Origin of the sequence: Peptoniphilus sp. HMSC062D09, assembly GCF_001811425.1 — a bacterium.
In the GTDB taxonomy this organism is placed as follows: domain Bacteria; phylum Bacillota; class Clostridia; order Tissierellales; family Peptoniphilaceae; genus Peptoniphilus_A.
The window spans coordinates 38964-63877 of the sequence record NZ_KV804703.1; the positions used below are offsets into that span (position 1 = coordinate 38964).

The 24914-nt window shown below is 35.7% G+C and carries 19 protein-coding genes; 10 read left to right on the forward strand and 9 right to left on the reverse strand.

Annotation, left to right across the window (positions count from 1 at the left end; all coding sequences use genetic code 11):
- Window position 1 precedes the first annotated feature (1 nt).
- Together ftsX and ftsE are read right to left on the reverse strand one after the other, a co-directional pair.
- Window positions 2-904 (reverse strand): permease-like cell division protein FtsX, encoded by a 903-nt coding sequence (ftsX, locus tag HMPREF2801_RS02890; RefSeq protein ID WP_070610467.1) that lies wholly within the window; start codon window positions 902-904, stop codon window positions 2-4.
- On the reverse strand, window positions 879-1577 hold the full coding sequence (ftsE, locus tag HMPREF2801_RS02895) for a cell division ATP-binding protein FtsE (RefSeq protein ID WP_070610468.1): 699 nt from the start codon (window positions 1575-1577) through the stop codon (window positions 879-881). The genes ftsX and ftsE overlap by 26 nt, the downstream gene beginning before the upstream one ends.
- Window positions 1578-1803: 226 nt before the next feature.
- Between ftsE and HMPREF2801_RS02900 the strand changes: the two genes are divergently transcribed.
- The 5 genes from HMPREF2801_RS02900 (at window position 1804) to HMPREF2801_RS02920 (ending at window position 7576) form a co-directional block, all read left to right on the forward strand.
- Window positions 1804-2988, forward strand: coding sequence for a coenzyme F420-0:L-glutamate ligase (locus HMPREF2801_RS02900; RefSeq protein WP_070610469.1), 1185 nt, complete (start codon window positions 1804-1806; stop codon window positions 2986-2988).
- Window positions 2989-3146: 158 nt separating this feature from the next.
- Window positions 3147-3653 carry an NADH-quinone oxidoreductase subunit NuoE family protein gene (locus HMPREF2801_RS02905; RefSeq protein ID WP_083303700.1) on the forward strand — a complete coding sequence of 169 codons (507 nt, stop codon included), beginning with the start codon at window positions 3147-3149 and terminating at the stop codon, window positions 3651-3653.
- A 25-nt stretch (window positions 3654-3678) separates the two neighbouring features.
- Window positions 3679-4068, forward strand: coding sequence for a hypothetical protein (locus HMPREF2801_RS02910; RefSeq protein WP_070610470.1), 390 nt, complete (start codon window positions 3679-3681; stop codon window positions 4066-4068).
- Window positions 4061-5830: an NADH-quinone oxidoreductase subunit NuoF gene (locus HMPREF2801_RS02915; protein WP_070610471.1), complete on the forward strand. Its 1770-nt coding sequence runs from the start codon at window positions 4061-4063 to the stop codon at window positions 5828-5830. The genes HMPREF2801_RS02910 and HMPREF2801_RS02915 overlap by 8 nt, the downstream gene beginning before the upstream one ends.
- A 9-nt stretch (window positions 5831-5839) precedes the next feature.
- The gene (locus HMPREF2801_RS02920) at window positions 5840-7576 is read left to right on the forward strand and encodes an NADH-dependent [FeFe] hydrogenase, group A6 (protein ID WP_070610472.1); all 1737 of its coding nucleotides are present in this window, start codon (window positions 5840-5842) and stop codon (window positions 7574-7576) included.
- Between the two features lie 143 nt (window positions 7577-7719).
- Here HMPREF2801_RS02920 and HMPREF2801_RS02925 read toward each other — a convergent pair whose 3' ends face one another.
- Window positions 7720-8985, reverse strand: a complete 1266-nt coding sequence (locus HMPREF2801_RS02925) for a Glu/Leu/Phe/Val family dehydrogenase (protein ID WP_070610473.1) — start codon at window positions 8983-8985, stop codon at window positions 7720-7722.
- 396 nt (window positions 8986-9381) lie between these two features.
- Here HMPREF2801_RS02925 and HMPREF2801_RS02930 point away from each other — a divergent pair, with 396 nt between their 5' ends.
- Window positions 9382-10266 (forward strand): YitT family protein, encoded by an 885-nt coding sequence (locus HMPREF2801_RS02930; RefSeq protein WP_070610474.1) that lies wholly within the window; start codon window positions 9382-9384, stop codon window positions 10264-10266.
- A gap of 74 nt (window positions 10267-10340) precedes the next feature.
- Here HMPREF2801_RS02930 and HMPREF2801_RS02935 read toward each other — a convergent pair whose 3' ends face one another.
- Genes HMPREF2801_RS02935 through HMPREF2801_RS02950 form a run of 4 tightly spaced genes read right to left on the reverse strand, consistent with a single transcriptional unit; the run spans window position 10341 to window position 15137 of the window.
- A complete protein-coding gene (locus HMPREF2801_RS02935) occupies window positions 10341-11030 on the reverse strand; it encodes a CPBP family intramembrane glutamic endopeptidase (protein WP_070610475.1) in 690 nt (229 codons plus the stop codon).
- Window positions 11027-11572 carry a 5-formyltetrahydrofolate cyclo-ligase gene (locus tag HMPREF2801_RS02940; protein WP_070610476.1) on the reverse strand — a complete coding sequence of 182 codons (546 nt, stop codon included), beginning with the start codon at window positions 11570-11572 and terminating at the stop codon, window positions 11027-11029. Before HMPREF2801_RS02940 ends, HMPREF2801_RS02935 begins: the two co-directional genes overlap by 4 nt.
- Window positions 11573-14167 carry a PD-(D/E)XK nuclease family protein gene (locus tag HMPREF2801_RS02945; RefSeq protein WP_070610477.1) on the reverse strand — a complete coding sequence of 865 codons (2595 nt, stop codon included), beginning with the start codon at window positions 14165-14167 and terminating at the stop codon, window positions 11573-11575. It abuts the gene before it with no gap.
- Complete coding sequence (locus HMPREF2801_RS02950; protein ID WP_070610478.1) at window positions 14148-15137, reverse strand: RluA family pseudouridine synthase; 990 nt, start codon at window positions 15135-15137, stop codon at window positions 14148-14150. Before HMPREF2801_RS02950 ends, HMPREF2801_RS02945 begins: the two co-directional genes overlap by 20 nt.
- Before the next feature lie 175 nt (window positions 15138-15312).
- Between HMPREF2801_RS02950 and HMPREF2801_RS02955 the strand changes: the two genes are divergently transcribed.
- Both HMPREF2801_RS02955 and HMPREF2801_RS02960 read left to right on the forward strand, forming a co-directional pair.
- Window positions 15313-15915: an endolytic transglycosylase MltG gene (locus tag HMPREF2801_RS02955; RefSeq protein ID WP_246829961.1), complete on the forward strand. Its 603-nt coding sequence runs from the start codon at window positions 15313-15315 to the stop codon at window positions 15913-15915.
- Window positions 15916-16023: 108 nt separating this feature from the next.
- Complete coding sequence (locus HMPREF2801_RS02960; RefSeq protein ID WP_070610479.1) at window positions 16024-17109, forward strand: M24 family metallopeptidase; 1086 nt, start codon at window positions 16024-16026, stop codon at window positions 17107-17109.
- An 81-nt stretch (window positions 17110-17190) separates the two neighbouring features.
- On the opposite strand, the gene HMPREF2801_RS02965 is transcribed toward HMPREF2801_RS02960, so the two are convergent.
- Complete coding sequence (locus HMPREF2801_RS02965) at window positions 17191-20883, reverse strand: metallophosphoesterase (protein ID WP_070610480.1); 3693 nt, start codon at window positions 20881-20883, stop codon at window positions 17191-17193.
- Window positions 20884-21143: 260 nt separating this feature from the next.
- Between HMPREF2801_RS02965 and HMPREF2801_RS02970 the strand changes: the two genes are divergently transcribed.
- On the forward strand, window positions 21144-22508 hold the full coding sequence (locus HMPREF2801_RS02970; protein ID WP_070610481.1) for an MATE family efflux transporter: 1365 nt from the start codon (window positions 21144-21146) through the stop codon (window positions 22506-22508).
- A gap of 60 nt (window positions 22509-22568) precedes the next feature.
- Here HMPREF2801_RS02970 and trxB read toward each other — a convergent pair whose 3' ends face one another.
- Entirely contained in the window at window positions 22569-23522 is a 954-nt protein-coding gene (gene trxB / locus HMPREF2801_RS02975; RefSeq protein ID WP_070610482.1) for a thioredoxin-disulfide reductase, read from the reverse strand.
- Between the two features lie 68 nt (window positions 23523-23590).
- On the opposite strand from trxB, the gene HMPREF2801_RS02980 reads away from it, so the two are divergent.
- Window positions 23591-24493, forward strand: coding sequence for a DUF2207 family protein (locus HMPREF2801_RS02980; protein ID WP_070610483.1), 903 nt, complete (start codon window positions 23591-23593; stop codon window positions 24491-24493).
- Window positions 24494-24914 lie beyond the last annotated feature (421 nt).

The window sequence follows — 24914 nt, forward strand, 5'->3', positions numbered from 1 at the left end:
CCTACACATCTAAAAATTTCTTAGTTGAGAACAAACTTCCAAAGAAGCCTATTCCTACACCAATACATAAAAATATTATATACAAATCCAATCTAATAGACAAGGCGGACACCAAATCGACGCCAGTCATGTCGTATAGTTGTGGATTAAGTCTTTCAAATAAAATTTCATAAAGCTTTAAAGTTACAAAGCCAGCTATGCCTGCTCCCAAAGCTCCAAAAATTATTCCATCTATGAGGAAGGGTCCCCTAATGTAAGTGTTAGTGGCACCTACATACTTCATTATGTTAATTTCTTTTTTCCTGTTGGAAATGGCAATCTTAATTGTGTTGTGAATAATAAGTATAGACACAAGGACAAGTATGAGAACAATGCCTGCTCCAACTACTTTGACTCCATTTTGTACCTTCATCATTTGAGTGACGAAGTCGTAATAATAATTGTGGTCTTCAACTATGGGAAGGTCCTTATACTTATCTTCAACTTCTTTTCCATAGGAAAGTTCCTTCATCTCAACAGTTACTGATGCAGGTAGGGGATTGCCGCCAGGAATATTATCCAAAATTTTAGAATTTTCTCCAAAGCCTTCCTTAAATTCCTTTAAGGCCTCATCTCTTGAAACATAGGAAACTTTTTTAACCTTGTCGTTGTCGTGAAGCTCATCAATAAAGGCATTTACATCGCTGGGATTGGCATCGTCCTTTAAGAAAAAGACAACCTTATCTAGCTTTTCACCAGTTTGAAAGACAATTCCATTAAGATTTAAGACCATAAGCATTACAACGCCAAAAAGTGTAAGCATTGCAGAAATGGAAATAATGGAAGTGAGAGCCATAGTCTTGTTTCTCCAAAGACCTGAAAAAGATTCTTTCACAACATTAAAGAACTGTCTTATTACTTTCATAATAACCTCCTTCTTTAACATCTGAAACAATTTGTCCCTGATCTAGAGTTACAACTCTCTTGTTAAATTTATCTACGATGTTGACTGCGTGAGTGGCCATGATGACAGTCTTGCCATCGTCGTTAATATTTTTTAGGGCACTCATAATATCCCAGGCAGTGGACTCGTCCAGGTTACCCGTAGGTTCATCACAGACAAGATAAGGAGCCTTATTTACTATTGCCCTGGCAATAGAAACTCTTTGGGATTCACCACCAGAAAGTTCAGATGGATAGTCTTTCTTCTTGTCACTTAAATTTACAAGATCAAGAGCGTAATCAACCTTTTCATTTATTTCTTTTTTTGACTCTCCAAGAATTTCTAGGGCAAAGGCCACATTTTCATAGACAGTCTTTTTTTCTAACAATCTGTAATCTTGGAATACTACAGAAATATTTCTCCTAAGTTTGGGTATCATGTATTTAGATAGTTTAGTTATGTCAGTATCGCCCATGTAAATTTTGCCACGGTTAACTTTTTCTTCTCTAATAAGAAGTTTTATCATAGTAGATTTACCGGCACCTGATGGACCAACTAAAAAAACAAAATCACCACGAGGTATTTCTATACTTACATTTGAAAGTGCAGTTACACCGTTGTTATATTCCTTAAATACATTTTCAAATTTAATCATAATTACACCTTTCTATAATCTCTAATAATTATATTACAAAGTGGTTACAAATGTACAGTAAATTTATTAATTTTCTGTAATTTTTCCAATAATCTGAATATTTTTAAAAGGTGAAAATATTTTTTTTAAAAAATTTTTAAAAATATTTTACATTTCATAGGACTTCGTGTATAATTTTGAAGTAAAAAAGTAATTTATTTATTTGTTTTTAAATGTAGGAGGAAATATGCAAAGATACATTGGAACAGTAGTGCGTGGAATTCGTACTCCGATTGTAAAAAGTGGAGACAATCTAGTAGATATTGTCGTTGATTCCCTAGGCAAGGCTCTTGAATCAGAAAATATTTCTATGAAAGATAGAGATGTAGTGGCAGTAACTGAATCCTTAGTTGCTAGAGCTCAAAATAATTATGTCTCTGTTGATGACATAGCTTGTGATATTAATAAAAAATATGACGGAGAAATTGGAATAGTATTCCCTATTCTTAGCCGTAACAGATTTTCAACTATCTTAAGAGGAATCGCAAAATCAGGAAAGAAAATCCATTTTCTATTCTCCTACCCTTCTGATGAAGTTGGAAACTCACTAATGGATCCAAACCTTCTTTACGAAACTAAGATCAATCCTTTCACAGATGTCTTAGAAGAAAAGGATTATAGAAGAATTTTTGGCGAAGTTGTTAAGCACGAATTTACAGGCATTGACTATGTCACTCTTTACAAGGAAATTTGTGGCGGCAACTGCGACATCCACTTCTCAAATGACCCTAAGACAATTTTAAAATATACAGATGAGGTTCTTGTTGGTTCAACTCACACAAGATTTTCCATTAAGAGACTTTTAAAGGACGAGGGAGCAAAAGTTGTTCTTGGTCTTGACGATATCCTAACTGAATCAATTAATGGCAGTGGTTACAATAAAGACTTCGGCCTTCTTGGCTCAAACTTTGCCTCTGAAAGCAAATTAAAATTATTCCCAAGAGATGGCGAAGAATTTGTAAGTGCAGTTCAAAAGAAATTAATTGACAAGTACAATAAAGAAATCGAAGTAATGATTTACGGCGACGGTGCCTTCAAAGACCCAGTTGGAAAAATTTGGGAACTTGCTGACCCAGTAGTTTCACCTGCCCACACTAAGGGACTTGCTGGCACACCTAGCGAACTTAAAATAAAATACATTGCAGACACTGACCTTAAGGATATGGACGCAGAACACGCAACTGCTGCAATGAAGGAAAAAATTTCTCACAAAAATAAAGATTTAGTGGGAACTGATGAAACTCTTGGCACAACTCCAAGAAGAATCACTGACCTACTTGGAAGTCTTTGCGACCTTACAAGTGGTTCTGGCGACAAGGGAACTCCAGTAGTTTTAATTCAAGGCTACTTTGACAACTTTGCAAGTGAATAATAAATTTAAAAATATAAATTTTTAAGGAGCTTCGGCTCCTTTTTTTATTTGCTCTTTTACATAAATTTTAAATATATTTTAAATAAATTTTTAAAAGAATTCCCTTTTCTTTGATAAAACCTTTTCATTGTATTACAATGGAAAGAGAGGTGATAGTTATGAAGTTTAATACTATGGGTCTAGACAATGCTCTTCTAAAGAGTTTAAAGGACTACATAGATACTTTCGATAATAAGGAAAACAATATTATAAGTATTCTTCACTACGCTCAAGATATTTTTGGCTACCTGCCAAAGGAACTTCAAGTTTACATAGCAAGGCTTACCGGTCTTCCTGCAAGCAGAATAAATGGAATTGTAACTTTTTATTCCTTCTTCAATGAAAAGAAGATGGGCAAGTTCAAAGTTGATGTCTGCCTTGGCACTGCTTGCTTTGTAAAGGGCTCAGAAGAAATTATGAAGGCCTTTAAAGATGAGCTTAGCGTTGATGGCGATGGACTTAGCGAAGATGGTCTTTTTAATGTAAATTCTATTAGGTGCGTGGGAGCTTGTGGCATTGGTCCCGTAGTTCGCGTCAACGACAAAATTTATGGCCATGTTGAAGTTAGTGATGTCAAGGAAATTATAAAGGCACACAGAAATGAATTAGCTACAGAAAAAAATTAAATTATAGATTTCAAAGGAGGTAATTATGGCAAAAATAGATTCCTTGGAAAAACTTATTTCTATAAAAGAATCGAGACATCACCAAACTATTTTAAGAGATATTGGCGACATGCCTGACGATGATGTTATAGAAATTTTTATAACTGGCAATGAAAGAGAAAAATATGCAGAGATAGAAAAAGTTTTTGACGACTTGAAGAGCTTTGTCCGCGAAAAGGGCATGCGAAACTGCAAATTTTTATTCAAGGACGACCCAAATCAAAAAGAAAAGTTTAACATTGAAATAAAATTTAATGTCTGCGCCAATGTTAAGAGCAACTCCCTTGACACTGAAGCCATAAAAGATTTTATTTTAAATGTTGCTTCAATGAAAAGTCAAACTCTTGAGTACGAAAAAGAGGTGACCCATGAATAATTTGAGATTACAAGTGCTTATTTGCAAGGGAACTGGCTGTGTCTCTGCAAGAAGTGATTTGATTAAAGAAAATTTTGATAAGGCAATTGAACATTACAAGATAAAAGATGTGGAAGCCATGATAACGGGTTGCTTTGGCTTTTGCGGCGAAGGCCCCATTGTAAAGGTTGAGCCTGACAATGTCTTTTACACTCATGTAAGACCTGAAGATGTAAATGAAATTGTGGCAGAACACATTCTTCACGGTAGACCTGTCAAGAGACTTCTCTACAAAAATCCAAAAAATAAGGAGCCAATTTACAATCAAAGGGAAATGAGTTTTTACGGCAAGCAAACTCGTGTTGCCTTAAAAAACTGCGGCAAAATTGACCCCGAAAATATTGACGACTACATATCCTACGATGGCTACCAAGCTCTCTTTAAAGTTTTAACTGAAATGACTCCGCAAGAAGTCATAGACATCATTAAAGCATCTGGACTTCGTGGTCGTGGCGGCGGAGGTTTTCCTACTGGCATTAAATGGCAAAATACATATAATTCTCCAGGTCATGAAAAATATATTTTCTGCAACGCTGACGAAGGCGACCCTGGTGCCTTTATGGATAGAAGTATTTTGGAAGGCGACCCCAACTCCGTTGTTGAGGCAATGACAATTGGCGGCTACGCAACTGGTGCAAATCACGGAGTAGTTTACATCAGGGCTGAATATCCCCTTGCCATTCATAGACTAAAGACTGCAATTTCTCAAGCAAGAGACTATGGCTTCTTGGGGAAAAATATTTTTAATTCAGGCTTTGACTTTGACATTGAAATTAGATACGGTGCAGGTGCCTTTGTCTGCGGCGAAGAAACTGCCCTCATTCACTCTGTAGAAGGCAAGAGAGGCGAACCTACGAGAAAGCCTCCTTTCCCTAGCGTAAAGGGCTATATGGGTAAGCCTACAACTGTAAATAATGTTGAAACCTATGCAAATATTCCAAAGATTATTTTAAAGGGAACTGACTGGTTCACTTCCATGGGAACAGAAAAATCTAAGGGCACAAAGGTCTTTGCCCTAGCTGGCAAGGTAAACAATGTTGGACTTGTTGAAGTGCCTATGGGCATAACTATTCGTGAAATTGTCTACGACATAGGCGGCGGCATTCCTGATGGCAAAAAGTTCAAGGCAGTGCAAATTGGTGGACCTTCTGGTGGAATGATCACCAAGGAAAATATTGACACTCCAATAGATTATGAAAACTTAAAAGAAATTGGCGCCATGATGGGGTCTGGTGGACTAATTGTCATGGACGAAGACAACGACATGGTTGAGATTGCAAAATTTTATCTTGAATTTACCCAAGACGAATCCTGCGGCAAGTGCACACCTTGTCGACTTGGCACCAAGAGGCTTCTTGAAATGCTGACAAAACTTTTAGATGACAAGGGCTCAGAGGAAGATTTGCAAAAAATCGAAGACCTCTGTCACAACATAATAAACTCAGCTGCTTGTGGTCTTGGACAAACTGCACCAAACCCAATTCTATCTACTATGAAATATTTCCCTGATGAATATTTAAAATATGCTAGACACGAAGTGAAGAGAGCCTACAAGATAAATAAAGACAAGTGCATTGGCTGTCACAGATGTGCAAGGGAATGCCCTGTCAAGTGCATATCAGGAAAGCCAAAGGAAAAACACGAAATTAATGAGGACAAGTGCATAGCCTGCGGAACTTGCTTTAAGACATGTCCTGTAGGTGCAGTTGTGGAACCTAAATAGAGGTGAATTATGATAAATTGTGTTATTAATGATAAAAAATTAAAAGTTAAGGAAGGCACGACAATCTTAGAAGCTGCAAAAGAAATTGGCATCGACATCCCTACACTTTGTCATATGAAGCTTCCTAACTTTAATTATGAAAATAAACCTTCAAGCTGTAGAATTTGTATGGTTGAAGTTGTGGGAAGACCAAAACTTTGTACAGCTTGCTCTGAAGAAATAACTGAGGGCATGGTAGTAAATACTGACACGCCAAGGGCAGTTGAAGCGAGAAAAATTAACCTAGAGCTTCTCCTCTCCAACCACCCTAAGGACTGCCTAGTATGTACCAAAAATTTAAACTGCGAACTTCAAGCCTTGGCAGAAAAAATGGGCATAAGAGAAATTGCCTACAAGGGCGAAAGAATGCAACATAAGGTGGACGCATCTTCCAACTCCATTTACAGAAATCCAAATAAGTGTGTCATGTGCAGAAGATGCGAAACAATGTGTAACGAAGTCCAAACTGTGGGAACACTTAGCGGCATAAATCGTGGCTTTGATGCCATAGTTGCCCCTGCCTTTAACATTCCTCTTGCAGAAAGCTCCTGTACCTTCTGCGGTCAATGTGTGGCAGTTTGCCCAACAGGTGCAATAGTAGAAATTGATGCAACGGCAAAAGTTTTTAATGCCATAAAAAATCCAAAGAAGCATGTAGTAGTGCAAGTTGCCCCATCAATTAGAGTTGCCATTGGAGAGCTCTTTGACATGGAGCCAGGCGAAGTTACAACTGGAAAACTTGTCACAGCTCTTAGAAAGCTCGGCTTTGATGTAGTCTTTGACACAGACTTTTCAGCAGACTTGACAGTTATGGAAGAGGCAAGCGAACTTGTAGACAGAATTAAAAACAACAAAACTCTTCCAATTTTGACTTCCTGCTGCCCTGCCTGGGTTAGATTTATAGAAATGAATTACCCTGACATGTTGGATATTCCTTCAAGCTGTAAGTCCCCACAAATTATGATGGGCTCCATGGTAAAAACTTATTACTCAAATAAAACAGGGATCCCTGCCAAGGATATTGTCATGGTTTCAGTAATGCCTTGCACAGCAAAGAAGGCTGAAGCCGCAAGATCAGAACTTGGAACCAAGGATATTCGCGATGTGGATTATGTCCTTTCAACTAGAGAGCTCGGAAGAATGATAAAACTTTACGGCATAGACTTTAACGGACTTGAAGAAGGCAAATTTGATAAATTAATGGGCGAATCTTCTGGCGCAGGAACAATTTTTGGCACAACTGGCGGCGTAATTGAAGCAGCCATAAGAACTGCCAGCGAATGGATGACTGGAGAAGAACTAGAAAAAATTGAATTTGAAGAACTAAGAGGTCTTAAGGGCATAAGAGGAGCCGATGTTAAAATTGGCGACTTGAACTTAAAAGTTGGCATAGCTCACGGACTTGGCAATGCCAGAAAATTGTTAGACGGCATAAAAAGCAAGAAGTACGACTTCGATGCTATAGAAATTATGGCTTGCCCTGGCGGCTGCATTGGTGGCGGCGGTCAACCTTACCACCATGGTCACGAAGAAGTTCTTTTAAAGAGACAAAGGGCACTTTACGAAATTGACAAAAATAAAAAAATTAGAAAGTCTCACGAAAATCCAATGATAAAAGAAATTTACAAAAATTATCTAGGAAGGCCTTATGGCGAAAGAGCCCACGACCTGCTTCACACATCCTATATTCCAAGAGAAAAAATTTAAAATAATTTAAAATGTCAAAAAAGGCGGAGACAAGATTTTGTTCTCCACCTTTTTTTGAAATCATATATATCAAAACATAAAAAAACCGCAACATATGCTGCGGTTTTTAGTCATTTTATTAAGCTTGTCATTTAGCCTTAGGATTAATACCATCCTCTTAGTTTCATAGCTTTATCGATAGATTGGATAGCGTACATGTAAACTCCTTCTCTAGGAACTACATCGTATTCGTCACAAATTCCAAATACACCTTCGATAGCTTTCATCATGTCAGCTTCTTGTTTTTCTTCAACTTCAGCTTCAGTCCAGTACATTCCGTATTGGTTTTGAACCCATTCGTAATAAGAAACAAGAACTCCACCAGAGTTAGTTAAAATGTCTGGAGTTAGAGGAATTCCTCTTTCAACAAGAACCTTGTCTCCTTCTGGAGTAGTAGGTCCATTAGCTGCTTCACAAACTAATTTAACATTAAGTTTTTTAGCAACATCACCAGTGATTACATTTTCTAGAGCTGCTGGAATTAAGATATCCCATTCGCCTGTCCAGAAATCATCTGCAGAAATTTGTTTTGCATCTGGGTAACCAATTAGTGTGTGGTGTTCGTTCTTATAAGCAATAAGTTTTTTGAAGTCTAGTCCATTTTCATTGTATAGAGCGTAGTTTCCTTCTTTTTTGTCCCATTCAGCTAGAGCGTAAACTTTTCCGCCTTGTCTTTCAATGTTTTTAACTGTGAAAGATCCAACATTACCGAAGCCTTGAACTGCAATTTTAGCTTTTGAGAAGTCAATTCCTTCACGCTTAGCAGCTTCTCTAGTTACTACAGCAACACCAAATCCTGTTGCTTCGTTTCTTCCTTCAGATCCACCAAGTCCAACTGGTTTACCTGTGAAAGTTCCAATATCTTGTCTGTCTCCGTTTACTTTGATGTATTCATCAATAAACCAAGACATGATTTGTCCGTTAGTATTAACATCTGGTGCTGGAATATCAATTCTTTCACCAAGATATTTATAAAGGCCTCTTACCCAACCTCTTGCAAGTTGTTCTAATTCTCTATCAGATAGTTCAGATGGGTCTACACAAATTCCACCTTTTCCTCCACCGTATGGAAGGCCAAGTGCTCCACCTTTGAAAGTCATCCAAAGAGAAAGAGCCTTAACTTCATCCATATTTACATTTGGATGGAATCTAACTCCACCTTTTGCTGGACCAACTGCTGTTGAGTGAGCTGATCTCCAACCTTTGAAAGTTTTAACTGAACCATCATCCATTTTTACTGGAATAGAAATTTCAATTACTCTTTCAGGTTCTTTTAGGATTTCATAAACTGCTGGGTCGCAACCTAGCTTGTCACATGCAGCCTTAACTTTTTGTTGAGCTGCTACTAACGGATTTAAAGTATCTGTCATTTTTAAACACTCTCCTTTATGTATATTCATGATAACCATTTCTTACAGTCATAATTATATCAAATAGAAATATTAAGTTCAAGTTGTGGAATTAACTTTAACGAATTGTTTATATTTGTACTTATAGCTTTAATTTTTAATTTTTTTTGGCAAATAATAATTCAAATCGTAAACAATGGTAAAATTTTTTTCCTTTGATTTTATCACCACAAGCTACTTCTTATTTCCATTTCTATCAATTATTTTAGCACTTTTTTAGGTAATCATTTTCACTAAATTCAGGTGAATTTTTTAAAATAAACTTACCTCACAATAAAACTTTTTTTAGGATTTTTATTTCAATTTTTACTTATAATTCTTCTGCGTTTAGTGTATCATAGCTTATGAGGTGATTTTATGAACTCAAATGCATTGAGTTTAAGAAAATGGATTTTTTCAAAGACTTTTCAGAGAAAACTTCTATCAGTAATTGTCTGCACTTTAATAGTTTCCTTTTCCATTGTTTACATAATAAAACCAAATTTATTGATATCAGGTGGCTTGACTGGTCTTAGTATTTTGACATCAAATGTCACAGGCATAAGTCTTCCCCTCTTAATATTTATACTTAATATACCTACATCTGTTTTGAGCTTTTTCTTTTTAGATAGGGATTTTACATTTTTCTCTACTCTATCGATTTTGCTCCTATCTGTCTTTTCATCCTTTTATCAAAAAATCTTGCCAGGTTTTTATCTCACAAAGGAACCCGTCCTTGCCTGCATCTTTGGCGGTCTCTTAAATGGTATAGGCATGGGCATCGCCTTTCGTAATGGAACATCAACGGGAGGTCTTGACATAGTGGCGGCAATTCTTAAAAAGAAATTTAACATCACTATAGGCAGTGTCCTCATGGGCATCAACTTTATTATCGTAAGTTCCCTTGGCTATTTCTTTTCTATAGACAAGGTCCTCTTCACTTTAATCTTGATGTTTATAAACTACAATGTTGTAGATAAAATTCAACTTGGCGTTGGCAAGCAAAAGCAAGTCCTCGCCATTTCTGAAAAAAACGAAGAGATTGCAAGAGAAATTTACAAGGAAGTTCACAGAGGCGCAACCTACATCAAGGGCGTAACTTCTTACAAAAAGAAGGATGTCTACATCTTATATGTTGTTTGCTCTTCCAAGCAACTTGTTAAGATTAGACAAATTATAAAGGAGATCGACCCCGATGCCTTTGTCTCTGTCTCTGACACTTCAGAAATTTTGGGCAATGGCTTTAAAGAACTTTCAGTTTAATCTTTAAGGGATTTAATATTTAATTAACAGACAAAAACCACGGGCTTTTTGTAAATCAAAGCTCGTGGTTTTATTTATTGTATCATTTGTCTTGCCGCAAGATAAATTATAATCAAGCTCCAATCGTAAATTATGTGAATGATATAAGTGACGCTTAAATTTTTCGAAAGGACATAGGACAGGGATAGGCCCGTCCTTATTATTGAAATGATTAGGACTGCTTGCAAGAGGTTAAAGTCATAGGTAGAAAGGTGCATTGCCCCAAAGATTACAGAAGAAAGAAGAAGGGCAAAAATTGTCTTTAAAATATTATTTTCCGTCTTCATTTTATTTATGACAAACAAAAATGGAATAATAAAAATAATTTCTTCTGCAATAAATTGAATTGTGGTTGAGACAAAAAAGCTCTTGAAATTATCTGGCGTAAGCACATCAAATATTGGGTTAGTTGCACCCTCTATGCCAAGATTTGTGACGACAATAGAAGAAATTACAACAGCAACAATGGAAAATCCAAGCCCAATAATTATATAGACTAGGTCCTTCATCTTTAATGGCAAAAATATTTTTTTGATGAATTTTTTGTCCACCACTAAAAGTGAAAGTAGACATAAAATACTTATGGCAAGGGCGTAGATAATTTCATTTTTTACCTTTAGTGCGTAAAATAAAAAGCTAACTCCGTAAAAGGATCCAATTGAAATTACAAGGGCGAGAATCCATCTCCAGGTCTTTGCTTCTATCTTTGGGTAGTGTCTTTTCATTTAGCACCAAACTCGATTAAACCCTTATCTGTCAAAAGATAAGATAATTTTTTGTCGTAATCTTCATGAGGGACTTCTTCTACAATTTGATCAGAATAGCCAATGCCCATTCTTATAGTATCAACTTTGGCAAAAAATTTGTCGTAGTAGCCTCCGCCGTAGCCAAGTCTGTAACCCTCGCTGTCAAAGGCAAGGCCTGGCGTAATAGTTAGGTCTACATCAAGGACTTCTTCGCCAGACTTTGGTTCAAGGATGCCCATTTTATTTGGCTCTAAGTCTTCTATTCCCTTTACTTCAACAGCGATCATGTCCTTGCCCTTTACCAGTGGCACCAAAAGTTTTTTGCCATCCTTAATTATGTCCTCAATGATTTTTTTTGTGTCCACTTCACTTTTATAGGAAATAAAAACAAAAACAGACTTTGCATTTTTATAAATCTCTAAATTTTTAAGATTTTCCCTAATTTTTTTGTTCTTTTCATCTCTATTTTCAATATTTGCTCTAACTTTTGTATATTTTTTCCTTACTTCTCTTTTATCCATTTAAATCTCCTTGTTCTCGCAAATTTCTCTGTAGTCGCAATTGTCGCAAGTGCTAGTGGAAGTATAGTCCCCTGCTCTTATGCTATTTGTCATTCTTCTTATTTCCTTTTCCACATTTTCTAAAAGGGTGGACAAGTCTTCCTCTGTAAAATAATTTCTCTTCTTGTCGTCTCTTGGCAAGAGGTCAGAATTTTTTATGACAGTGGAAATCTCTGCCCTCTTCACAGAACCATAAGTGGCACTTGCTATTTTCTTACCCAGATTTTTTCTCGCTATAGCATAAAGTGGCATTTGAAAAGATTTTAAATCTAGAATTTCCTGTTTCGTCCTGCCCTTGGACCTCTTGTAGTCAATTAAAATCTCCTGGTCTCCCAGGGCGTCGATCCTGTCGATTCTGCCCTTTACCCTTAGTCCACTGGCATCTGTTACAAAACCCTCTTCAAAATATTTTGGAACAAAGCCATATTTTTTTTGCTCTTCCAAGTCCTTCTCAAGATAATTTTTTAAGATGTTAAAGGAATTTATTACAGAAATTTTTTCTAGGAAGGACAAATTTTCATAGTCCCCCAAATTTTCTTCCTCTAGAATCAATTCTTTGAGAACTTCAACATTTAAATCTCTTTCCCTCTTAAAATATTTCTCCAAAATGTGGTGGAACTTGTCCCCTTCACTTAAATAATATTTTTCCTCATATTCCTTTTCCAATCTTTCAATTTTGTAAACTCTCTCAAAGAGAAATCTCCTTGGGCAGTCCTTTAAAATGTCAAAATCTGTTACAGAATAATTTCTCTCCTTAATTTTTTTGTTGATGCCAATTAATTCGGCGGCAGAAACCTTGTAGTCAAGTTCTTGACTTTCATAGTCCAGGTCAAGTTTTGATGTGGTATAAATTTTCTCCTGATCTTGAATTTTTAAGTCCAAGTCGTAAATCAGGGTGTTTAAAAGTTTTGAAAGTCCCTTGTCCTTGTACTCAATTAAAATAAAAATTTCCTCTGATGAAAGCAAATCGTAAATTAGATAGATGTAATCCCTCTGGAAATCCTCCCTTATGAGTCCAATTCTCTCCATGTCCTTTTCTGTTTCCCTATTGTAAAGGAAGTTGTTCTTATTTTTTTTTTCAAAATTTTTGTCAAAGCCAATTAAAATTAAATTTTTAAAGTCCCTATAATAGTTTGAAGAATAATTTGCAATTTCTATTGCCTCTAGGTTTTGAACCTCATCAAGCATTGACTTTTCAAGGTATTTTTTCGTGATTAAGACAAATTCAAAAAGGGAAATCTCCTTGTAAAGTGAGGAGAGATTTTTCATCTTGGAAAAATTTTCTTCCATTTTGTCGAGAAATCTTAGGTCCCGAAGTGCCAAAGTCTCTGGATTTTTTTCTACTTCTTCTCTTATTTTTTCTCGGCCACCCTCTAAATAATTTTCAAAAAATTCCATGTAATAATCTAAAGTCCCAAGGTCATCTATTTTTTCTTTTTGCAAAAAGTCCACGCCAGCAAAAAAATTCTCTGGAGAATCTGTATTTACTTCAAGGTTTTTTACTTTTGAAAAGTCTATGTCAGATAAATTCTTAAAATCATAGGTCATCAGTGCCTTTTCCAGTGAAATTCCATCTACATCCAGAGGAAAATACATAAGTCTCACTCTTTTTAGGGTGTTTTCCTTGTTTTTATTTAAAAAATAGTCCATGAGGACCAAAAATTCACTTTCAAGAAGGGATTTTTCACTACTTTTTACATTAAATTCAAGTCCTTCAAAGCCTTCCCTAGCTTTTATCTTTTCAGCAAGACTTTTTGACCCACTTAAGATGCCAAGGTCTTGGACCCCCTTGTCCCTTAACAAGAGTTTTAGCTGAGAAAAAAATAAGTTGTAAAAATCCTTATCTGATGAAATAATTTTTATATCCTTCTTCTTTAAGTCTTCTTTGTAGTCCAAAAATTCTGCCTCTTCCAAGACAAAGCCAAGCTCCTCTAGGCTCCTTATAGTGGATGAAATCAAATCAGATTTTATAAAATTAAAGGGCTGGTCAAGGTAAATGTTTTTGTCTGACAGGTCAGCAAGTTTTTTTATAATTTCCTCTTCATTTTTTCTAAATTCCAAAAAGCCAGAGATAATTATGCTGTCGTAGGCACTTTTTTCCAGAGAAGAATCCTTTAGCCTTCCATAAAGGTCGTAGCCCCTTTCATCAAAATATGCCTTATAAAGCTCAAAAACTTTAGAAAGTCCCTTAAAAATTTCTCCATCAATCTCTAAAATATCCTCACAAGACAAATTATTTTCGCAGATGTCGTCAAAAAAATCTAAAATAATATCCACAGTCTCAGGAAAAATTTCCATGTCAACAAAATTATCTTTTAAAATTTTTGATAGAATAATGTATTTTAAAACGGAATCAGGCCTCTTTCTCCTATTCTTTTTGCCAATGCCGTCAAAAGTTTCGAAGTCTGTCTTTGTTATGTCAATGCCCCTTCTCAGCATGTCCCTTATGTAAAAATTTATGGCAGACTGAGATGGCAAGATGACAAGAGTCTTCTCGCCCTTTAAATTTTCAAAATTTAATTTTTCCCTTGGGTTTCTAAAAATTATTTTTTTCATTTAACAAATCACCTAAATTTACGCCAAAAATTTCTTCAGCTATATTTGTCATCTTTTCTCCTGGTAGATAAATAAATTTTTTGTCCTTAACATTTTCAAGCCCATCACACTCAAAAACTATAGAATAATTGTGGAGGAATTGACTGTCCAGTCCCTTGTCCCTAAAAATTTTATTGACCCCTTCATGACCATACTTTCTGTCGCCAATGATGAAGAGGTTTTTTTCCTTTAGGGATGCCCTAATTTGGTGGGTCCTTCCCGTTATTAAGTCCACAGCAAGAAGGGAGTAGTCTCCCTTATTTTTTAAGAGGTGAAATTTTGTGATAGACCTCTTGCCCTCATCTTCCTTTGATTTTTTCATGACATTATTTGCAGTTTTCATTAAATTTATGTCCACATCAAAATCTTTTTTCACCCTGCCAGAAACAAGAGTTACATAATATTTTTTAATCTGACGATTTTTTATAGCTTCATTTAAAATTTGCAGTGTCTTTAAATTTTTTGCCCCAATTAAAATCCCAGAAGTGTTTCTGTCAAGCCTATTGACAAAGGCAGGTCTAAAGGATTTTTCCATCCTTGGACTGTAGTCCCCCTTGGCTATTAAATAGTCCACCATCCTGTCTAGGGCATTGTCCTGGTAAACCTTGCTGTCGTTGTGAGTGAGCATGTTAACTGGTTTTTTTACCAAAATAATATCCTGGTCTTCGTACAAAATATCTGGTAGCTTAGAATTTTTTGACTTCTTAATATCTTTTTTAAATTTATTTATTGTCTCCTCTGACAAAAATAATTTAATTTGATCTCCCTCAGACAAAATATCTTCAGGCTTTGCCTTTTTGCCATTTAGGACAATATTTTTCTTCCTCAAATTTTTATATATGAAGGACAGTGGCGCCTTCTCAAAATAAATTTTTAAGAACCTGTCCAGCCTTCTACCCTGGTCATTTTTATTTACAATAATTTCTCGCATAAGATCTCCAAACTTTTCATTTTTTAACTTTACTGATATAATTATATCAAAACAAGTTGAAAAGAGGTTTATTTTGAAAAATATTAACAGAGGCAAACTCTTTTTTATTAAATTTTTGCAAGTTTTCTTGTCAATATTATTTTTCCTTTTCTTGGTTTTCGTAATCAAGTGGAGAATGGACTGCCTTTATGTCAATTCAATTTCCCACCGCAATGTAAGTATTGGTATAGGCGACGAGCTTTCTAAGACTGTAAGCGAAATTTTAGTTGCCACTGGTCTTAGAGAAGAAGAATTCGTAAAGCCAATTGTGGTAATTGACAATGAAGAAGAAAAAGAAGAAAAAGAAGAAACAGCAGAAAATATGGCGACAAGTAAAATAACAATTCCTGAAGGCACAAATGCCGACGGTCTTGGCAAAATTTTAATGGAAAATGGGCTAATAAAAGATTTAAATGCCTACAAGGCACTAATTGACGACATGCAAATTGGAGACAAAATTGTACCTGGCACTTACGACCTTAGCAAGGAACTAACTGTGCGTGAAGTCCTAGCCATAGTTTCAAACACAAGTCTTCAATCTTACAAGGTAAACATTGCTGAAGGCGCAAGCCCAGCTGACCTTGCCAACACCTTAATGGAAATTGGCGTAATCAAATCGCCTGATGACTTTATAGCTACTTGCAATAATCTTGGAGTGACAAAATTTGCTCCAGGAAGTCACGAAATACTCATGCCATCAAAGGTGGCAAATATAATTAAATCATTGGAAGCAAAATAATCTGTGGGCAACTGCAGATTATTTTTTTTGAAAAATTTTATTCCTGGCTCTAGTCCATGGATATTATAAGCATTTTGTGATATATTTTAAAAAAGAATGGAGGATATTATGCACAAAAATAGAATTGATAGACTAATAAAAAAAATGGAAGAAAATAATTTGGCTCACATGATCATAAGCGATCCCTATGCAATTTTTTATCTACTTGATAGAAAAATTGAGCCAGGCGAAAGAGCCCTTGCCCTTTACCTTCATAGAGATGGCGACTTAAAACTTTTGATAAACGAACTCTTCCCCCAAGATGGCGAAGTTGGCGCCGACCTAATTTGGTATAACGATGTTGAAGATGGCATTGAAAAGTTGTCAAAATACATCAAAGAAGATGAAGTCATTGGCATTGACAAATTTTGGTCTGCAAAATTTTTGCTTCGCCTTCAAGAAATTTTCCCTGACAAAAAATATATAAACGGTTCAGACATAGTTGACGCAGTAAGACGAGTTAAGGACGAAGAAGAAAAACAGCTTATGCGTGAATCTTCTGCCATAAACGACAAGGTCATGGAAGAACTCATCCCTTGGGTTGTTAAGGGACTAAATGAAAAAGAACTAAGCGCCAAGTTAAAAGAAATCTACAAGGCTCATGGCGTTGAAGAAGTTTCTTTTGAACCAATTACAGCCTACGGAAGATCAGCCGCTGACCCTCACCACTCCACAGACGATACTTGTGGAAAGCTTGGCGACTGCGTAGTCCTTGACATTGGCGGAATGTATAAAAATTACGCATCAGACATGACTCGCACAGTTTTCATTGGCGAAGTAAGCGACAGGGCTCGTGAAATTTACGAAATCGTAAAGGAAGCCAACCTTCGCGGCATAAAAGCAGCAAGACCTGGCAACAAGATGTCCGATGTAGATAAGGCTGCAAGGTCCTACATCGAAGAAAAGGGCTACGGCAAATACTTCACTCACAGAACAGGTCACTCCATTGGACTTGAAACACACGAAGCAGGCGATGTATCATCAGTAAACGACAGCATCATAGAAGTTGGACAAATTTTTTCCGTTGAGCCAGGCATTTATCTCTTAGATGAAGGCATTGGCGTCCGCATCGAAGACCTTGTCCTAATAACAGAAGATGGCTGCGAAGTATTAAACCATGTATCAAAGGACTTAAAAGTTGTTCCTGTAAAATAAAATTTTAAATATAAACATCCAAAAAAGAACCACAAGCTATCTAATAAGCTCGTGGTTCTTTAGCTTGTAAGTCTTTAATTATTATGCTGCCTTTAATTCTGCAAGAGTCATATATTTTGAATAAACTGTGTTTCCATTTTCATCTTTAATTGTAATTAAATGGCTTCCTTCTTTTATTCCTTCTGGAATTTTTAAATCAACTTTTGAAAAACCTAATGCATCTGTTGTTATTTTGCCAATTAGAGTTTGTCCATCAAGATAGATAAAGTATACTGTATATCCTTTGAAGTTTTTGAAAGTCAAGGTAATTTCATTCTTTGATTGAATGTTTTTTCCATCTAGTGTTACTATTGGATTTAATAAAATTACATTAGATTCCTTGTCTCTATCACGATTTATTATTGTGAAATCATCTGAATCAATTTCAACTTCTGGCTTTTCTTCTCCATTGTCATTATCTTTTGGCTCTTCATTGTCCTTTGGATCTTCATTGTCCTTTGGATCTTCATTATCTTTTGGCTCTTCTTTGCTGTATGTGATTTTACTTTCTAATTCAAATACATTGCCAAATTTGTTTGTAAGAGTCATGACAAGAGAAACCTCATCATTATTCTTTAAATCTTTTTCAAGATTTCTAATTGCTTCTTCAAGATTATCCTTGTCGATTTGTCTTTCTTCGCCATTCACAAAAACTTTTGTATCCTTTAGCTTATAATCATCAGAAATTTCTTTACTTAAATCCAAGTTTTTATCTTGACTTAAATTTATATTTCCAGGACCTTCTGTATTTACAGTCACTTCAAATTTATGTGTGTTATCTGGATAGAATGGATACTTATATTTTCCATTGTTTTCATTTGTCATTCCGTCAACTGTTCCCACCGCAAGTTCTGTAATGTTATTTGCGCCAAAGGAATTAGCAAGTTTTGATAAAAGATTCTCTACAGGTCCCATTCCATAGACCATATTTACAAGGTCCTTTGCTTCTACTTTCTTCTTATCAGTTTCCTTTCCATAAACTTGTTTAGCAAGCATTCCTTGAATAGTTGAGTTCTTTAAGGTTTCAGCAACATTCTTTCCAATCATTTGAGCTAGGAAGGCTTTTATCATTTGCCCATCATCTGGTTTGTCTTCACCTTCAATTAAATGGTTAATAAATTTAAAGCTATCATTTCCTGCACCACTTAAGCCTTCTTTTTTGTATTCAATTTTTGAAGCTGCATCCATTAACACATCTTCTATATCTTTACTTGCATATTCTAGTAAATCTCTTACTAAATCATTTTCAGGATTAGAATATTTTGCTACAGTAGCTTTAATATATTCTGGTTGAACTTCATCGCCCTTTAAATAAGCTTTGTAAGAATCATTAGCTATATCAGAAAGAGTCTTAACAACTGTTCCATCTTCACTTGTGTAGATTGGATAATCCATCATCTTTGCAACAAGTTTTTTTGACCAATTATATAAATTTTCTCTTGTAACTACCTTAGTATCCACTTGGTTTAATATATTGTCTATTGCGTCTTCTAATTTTTCTCCTCTAATTAATAATTTTGTAGGAATTCCAAAGACTTTTGTATCAATAGCAATTTTATTTCCCTTTCCATATAGTTCTGTGTTTTCTATTGGTTTAACAGAAATTTCAACTTCAGCTACGCCTGCGTTAATTTTTTTAGATTCAGTTAAAAATTTATCGCCAAGGATCTTAATTAATTTTTCTCCATAAGCATCTTCAGAAACTTCTATACCATTTTTCTTTAAAAGATCAAAAATCATTTTCTTGCTTTCAATTTTTGAAAAATTATTAGTGTCAAGATAATAATTTACAAGACCTGCAACAAGTTCTGGTGTCAATTGATTTTTGCTTGCATATTTCATAGCATCATTAACTGTGATTTTTTCTCCTGTAGCTGGGTCAGTGTATGTGAAGGAGTCGATTAAGTCTGTCTTCATATCAATTGTGTAGTCTTGTCCCTTTGAAATATTATTTTCAATTGTAATATGTCTAACTGGAAGTGGATATGTTACGAGATAACCTGTTTGGATGTCGTAGAACACATTTCCCTTTCCGTCATCATATTTTGCAACATCTTGTGCGTGAAGGTGTCCTGTAAATAAGAACCTAACACCAAGGTTTGCTAAAATTTCTGATGGAGTCTTTCCATTTATTCTTTCATCGCTGTCTTCAAATCTTGTGTCCCATTCTTTAATAATATAAGGACTCAATAATTTTTCTTGTTTGTCAAAGTGAGGTAAAAAAGCATGATGACTCATAACTGTAACTACATCATTTCTAGAATTTGCTTCATCAACTTTACTTACAAGCCATTTAATTAGTGGCAATGTAACTCTTCCCTCTGTTTCTTGAATTTCAGAATGATCCTTAGTTGACTCAGCTGAGTGAATAGTTGTGTCAAGACCAATTAAGGTAAGACCATTTTTGTCTTCACCTTTTTCATTTTTAACTCTTACTACATAGGATTCATAGCCTTGTGCATAGTTTAAATTACGATTGTATTTTTTATTTACTTCTTCTAAATATTCTTTAAATAAAGAAGAGTCTTTGTATTTATCAATTAGATTTTCATTTGCATAGACAAAATCCTTATAAATTTCCATAAAATCATCTGGATCTGTCCTTTTAGCTTCTTCCTTTTCACTGCCACTAAAGTCAAAAGCGTGTTTATTATTTATGTCGTGGTTTCCTGGAACTATAAATACTTCTCTGCCTGGTTTAGCATTTTTCCATTCACTTAGAATTTTCACGAATTCTTTGTGAGCTTCATATTCTCCGTCCTTAGTCAAATCTCCAGGTACAAAGATGTATTTTGATCCCTTTTCATCTATTTTCTTTAAAGCTGCTTTTAAAAGTCCAACAGATTCTGTAAAAAGTTTTCTATCAGAATTTTTTGCAACTTCATAATCTTCATTTTCGCCAATCATATCTTCAGGAAGAATATGAGTATCTGAAATTATAGAAATGTCAAACTTGTTTTCAGATTCTTCTTTTTTATTATCTTTGTTTTCTTCAGTATTTTTTTTATTTTCTTCAGTCTTTTCTTCAGTATTATCTTTATTTTCTTCTGTCTTTTCTTCTGAATTTTTTGTTTCTTCTGGATTAGAAGTATTCTCTGGCGAATTTTTTCCATCATCTGATTTCTTTGTATCTTCTAATTCTTTTTTATCATCAGATTTGTTTTGGTCATCAGATTTATCCTTTTCTCCAGATTTATTTTCATCTTCTGTATTATTATTGTCTTCTGTCTTATCAGAAAGATTTTCTTTTTCTTCTATTGTTGTTGAATCTTCAGCAGTTGAATCTTTAGAATCCTCCTTCTTATCAGATCCTGCATTTTTGTCGTCAGATACTTCACTATTTTCTTCAGCTTTTTCATTTTTATCACCAGCTGAATTTTCTGTAGCAAGTTTATCTTCCTCTTCTAATAAATTTTTATTATCATCAGCAAGCTTTGCAGTAGCTGAATTATTTTCACTAGCTACAACTTCATTATTAGCATGAGAATCTTTTGAAGACTTTTCTTTTGTGTCTTCACTAGCAACTTTATTTTCTGAACTTTTTTCACTTGAATAATTACTCTTTTCCTTGCTAACATCTCTTGTTCTTTCATCTTTTGTTGATGAAATTTCTGTAGAATTTCCACTTGTATTTTTGCCTTCAACTTCATCTGCTGCAAATACCCTAAAAGGTAGACAAAACACTAGAAGTAGAATGATAAAAATTCTGGAAATTCTCTTAAAATTTTCTTCCATTAAAAACCTCCTAATAAATGTGAATTTTACCTAAGTTACTTTCCTACTAAGGGGAATTCTATCATTCAAATATAAAAAATAAGTTTATATAATGTAAAAAAAATTATATTTCTTTTTGACTATTTCTTAAAAGACATTAATAAATTTTTTCTCAGCAAATTCTAAATAATAAGTCCTAACTTTGAAATATTTTTTCTTTTCAAGTACAATATTACTTATTCATAAGAGAAATTTTTACAAGATGAATTTAAAATAATGGAATGATAAAAGTGAAAGATAAAGAAATTACAAATATCGAAAAAAATTTAATGACTGAAGGAAGTATCTGGAAGACCATTCTCATCTTCTCCATACCCCTCATCCTCGGCAACCTCCTTCAACAGACCTACAACACCATTGACTCCATGATAGTTGGAAACTTCGTAGGAAGTAATGCCTTGGCTGCCGTTGGGTCAAGCACAGCCCTTATAAACCTACTCATATCCTTTGCCCAAGGCATAGCTGTTGGGTCTGGCATAATTCTTGCCCAGTCCCTTGGCTCTAATTCAAGAAAGGATGTGAGGGTCTCCATCCACACTTCCATGGCTCTTGCCCTAGTCCTTGGCATCTCCATTTCCATCTTGGGCTACATCTTTGCCCCCTGGTTTTTGGAAAAGATGCAGACCCCAAGTGAAGTCATGCCCGAGTCTATCCAATACCTTCGAACTTTTTCTCTGGGTCTAGTCTTTAATGTCATCTACAACATGGAGGCTGGCATCTTAAATGCTGTGGGAAATTCAAAACGCTCCCTTTTATACCTTTTTATAGCATCAGCTACCAATGTAGTCCTAGATTTTTTATTCATCAAAAATTTTGCCATGGGCGTAAAAGGTGCAGCCATTGCCACAAACATCAGCCAATTTATTTCAGCCCTATTGGCACTTTTATTTTTGCTCCGAGTTCCTGAAATCTATAAAGTTCGCTTGAATAAAATAAAAATTCAGGCTGACATGGCACTTCGCATAATAAAAGTTGGCATACCAACAGCAATTCAAGGGGCAGTAATATCTCTATCCAATGTAATAATGCAGTCTAGCGTCAATGCCTTTGGCCCCATGCCCATGGCAGGCTTCGGAGCCTTTGTAAAAATTGACGGCTTTAACATCTTGCCCGTACTTAGTCTAAGCCTTGCCATAACAACCTTTTCTGGGCAAAACTACGGGGCAGGCAAAATTGACAGGGTGAAGAAGGGAATGTGGACAACCCTTCTTATGACTATCATCTACACAATTATATCTGGCACCATGCTATACAAGTTTGCGCCAAGGGTCATTGCCCTTTTCACTCAGGAGCCTGATGTAATTGCAGCAGGAGTCCTCGCCACGAAATTTTTCTGTCCCTTCTACTTCCTTCTTGCCATCCTCCACTCCCTGGCAGGCACAGTGAGGGGCACTGGCAGGACTCTGCCACCAATGATAATAATGCTCTTGTCCCTTTGCCTCTTTAGGATTCTCGCCGCAAAATTTGTAATTCCACATTACATGGCAATAGAGAATGTCTACCTTCTCTATCCCATCTCCTGGACTCTGGGCGCAGTCCTCATGATTGCCTACACCCTAAAGGCAGATTGGACAAGGGAAATTTAGGCAATAAAAAAACATTGTTTGAAATTTATCTTCAAGCAATGTTTTTCTTTTTGCAAAATTTTATTTATTTTCCTTGAAACCTTCGTAGAGATTTCCTTCTTCTTCGTCAATATACTTTTGCGCATTCATAGCAGCAACTGCACCGTCACCAGCTGCGTTAACAACTTGACGAACAGTCTTCTTTCTTATATCTCCTGCTGCAAAAACTCCTGGCACATTTGTCCTCATCTCTTCGTCAGTCTTGATGTAGCCATCATCAGTTAAGTCTACCTTGCCCTTAAACATTTCTGTCTTAGGAACATAGCCGATAAAGACAAAAATTCCGAAAGGATCGTCAGCCTTAATTGACCTTTCCTCGCCAGTCTTAGTGTCCTTTAAAATCATTTCGTTGACAATCTTGTCGCCCTTGATTTCCTTTACAGTTGTGTTCCAAATAAAATCAATCTTGTCATTCTTAAAGGCCTTTTCTTGAAGAACCTTTGAAGCCCTAAGCTCGTCCCTTCTGTGAATGATGTAAACTTTCTTGGCAAAATTTGTGATGAAAATTGCCTCTTGAACAGCAGAGTCGCCACCGCCCACAACATAAACAGTTTCATTTTCGTAGAAGGCAGCGTCACAAGTTGAGCAGTAGCTTACGCCACGACCCTTGTATTCTTTTTCACCAGGCGCACCAATTTCTCTTGGAGAAGCACCAGTGGCAATGATGACTGCCTTGGCTTCGTAAGAATCAACATGACCCTTGATCTTTTTGACCTTGCCTTCAAGTTCAATGTCCTCAACCTCGTCCATGACAATTTCTGCCCCAAACTTTTTCGCTTGGTCAGCCATTCTCTTTCCTAGTTCAACACCATCAATGGCATCAATCCCAGGATAATTTTCAACATTAGTAGTCTCAGCGATTTGTCCGCCTTCGATTCCCTTTTCTATAATTAAAGTTTTCTTTTTACTTCTAGCCGCATAAAGACCTGCAGATAAACCAGCAGGACCTCCACCAATTATAATAATATCGTACATTCAATCCCTCCAATATAAATATTATACCCAAAAAAATTTTTTTGTATATAATAGAAAGAGGTGATTAAATGGAATTAAAAATGAACTTATCAGGCACATACTTTTTGACAATAAATATCTTGCTCCTAGCCTTGTCCCTCATCATGGCATATCTTTTAGCCAAGAAAAAAGAAGGCCCAGCAAAAGATAGAGATCTAGACCTAAAATATTACGAGAAGGGCTACCTCTACAAGGGACCAAACTTTATCTACAACACAATAATAGCCATGATAGTAAAAGTTATTGGCGAGGGTCATGTAGAAATTGAAAAAAATTATTACACTACAAAATCTGGCGAAGAAAAAATTTCCTTCAAGCTTAAAAATTTAAGGGCAGAAAGACTAGATGATGGTGAGAAAAAACTTTTTGACACCCTCTTTTCCTTTGGCGATGGAGAAATTTCAACTCGAACTTTAGATAAAATGAGAAGGCGAGAACCCGACAACTACAACAAAAAATTCAACGACTTTATATATTTCTTGGAAGAAGAAATGGTGGCAAAAAAACTTTTTACAAGAGAAAAAAAGACCCTTAAAATTTTATTATCCTTTGTAGTCTTTTCCCTCTTGTTTTTCGTTGGCATAGTCACAGTCTACAACGAAAAATTCTTTGGCATAATAAGCATAGTCTTGGCTCTGGTATTTTACGCAAGGCTAATAGCAAGCTTCTCCAAGATGACAGAGCTTGGCAACAAAAAATATAGAGAACTCGAAAAAGTAGAAGAAGAACTATTGAAGGGCTTGGGAGATGAAGAAGAAGACTTTCTCCTTGCCATTGCCTTTGGACTAAAGGCGGAAAACATAAGGGCGATTTATGAAAATATAATCGTGAAGGATCCAGAAATAAGGGACTGGCAAATCTTTTTCGAAAAAGATTTTTATAAAAACTTTAAAGTTGCCCTAGTGGGAGATCATTTGTTAGTTAGGAACTAAAGGAAAAATAAAAAAAGCTTCGCTTTTAAATTCTTTTTAAGGATGGGGCATAGGGGGCGGCAATGCCCCCTCTACCCCCTCCTTTGACCTCCCCCACACCCCTGTGCCCTGGCAGGGGCCTCGACCCTAAACTACGCAAAAAGTTCTACGGCTAAAATTTTGAACTCGTTCGCTTCGCTCTCTCAAACAGCAAAATTTTTTAACGCCTTCGAACTTTTTGCTTACTGCCTTATGGCTTCTACTGTTTATTAGTAAAGATTGATTCCTTACTACACATCAACAAGCTGGGCACTCTTGCAAAGCTAATTTTTTTCCACAAGACTTTTATCGGATGCGAACTTTTAATTAATTTTTAAAGAAAACATCTTTAGCCAGAACAGTAGACTAATGAGAGTGTATAAGATAAGCAAAAAAATCGGTT